At 59.7% G+C, this 916-nt stretch carries 1 protein-coding gene and 1 pseudogene; one reads left to right on the top strand and one right to left on the bottom strand.

Annotated elements, in window-relative coordinates; all coding sequences use genetic code 11:
- Positions 1-606, top strand: a pseudogene (locus B4F73_RS08105) (hypothetical protein); the annotation flags it as partial.
- Here the strand turns inward: B4F73_RS08105 and B4F73_RS08100 are convergent.
- Positions 512-916: tRNA-ribosyltransferase family protein (locus B4F73_RS08100; protein ID WP_290482973.1), on the bottom strand; the 405-nt coding region annotated here is incomplete at its 5' end. The pseudogene B4F73_RS08105 and the gene B4F73_RS08100 overlap by 95 nt on opposite strands.

Below are 916 nucleotides of genomic sequence, written 5' to 3'. Positions count from 1 at the left end.
GCTCTGTCGCCATTGGAAGACTTCAACCTGCGCCGAGAAGAAATCCCTCCCATTCTCAAAGGGGTACAGAGCCCCTACGAGCTTCCAGAGAAAATGAGTTGCGAGGAAATCGAACAGCGATTGGCTGACCTTGATGCCGTGCTTGGCCCTGACTGGGATACGCCGGTTCCGGATGAACGCCTTCGCACCGAGAAACTGGCGGATTCAGCCGCCGATGCGACGCTTGGCGCAATCGCCTCCGAAGCCCGCGGCCTGATTCCGTTCCGGGGTATCGTTCGCAAAGCTACAGGCGCGGAAAGCCACGAGAAGAAGTATAATCTCGCCTACAAGATCGGTGCGCAACGACGGGCATATCTGAAAGGCATGGGCCTCGCCATGGATTGCCCCCTGCCCGCTCGTCCGGATTTCGCCGCAGAGCGCGACCCAACGGCGGTCACTTTCAAGGGCGATGCGCCGACTGTGCCGAATTCAGGCGCGTATGACGCCTATCAACAAAAGCAACTCGACAATCTTACCCCTGTTGGTCCTTCGGAGCCGACCTCGTCGACGCCCACGCCGTCTGAAGTCGATGACGCAGGGCTTCAAACCGTCCCTCCGCAATACTGAGTCGTATCTCGGCCATGAGCGCCTGGAAGAAAGCCGTATTGTGCCAGCTGAGCAGCATGGGCCCGAGATACTCACCCGCCTTGAAAAGGTGGTGATAATAGGCGCGTGAATAGTCCTGACTGGCCTTGCAGTTTACTGCCTCGTCGAGCGGTGAAGTGTCTTCTGCGAACCGCGCATTCTTGACGTTCACCGGCCCGTCCCAGGTCCAGGCCTGACCGTGGCGACCGGACCGCGTGGGCAGGACGCAGTCGAACATATCGACGCCACGCGCGACGCTTTCCACCAGATCGATCGGCTTGCCGACGCCCAT

The organism is Hyphomonas sp. UBA3601 (genome assembly GCF_002375605.1).
Taxonomy (GTDB): domain Bacteria; phylum Pseudomonadota; class Alphaproteobacteria; order Caulobacterales; family Hyphomonadaceae; genus Hyphomonas.
Note: the sequence above shows the minus strand (reverse complement) of the source record. Positions and strands in the feature narration are given on the sequence as shown.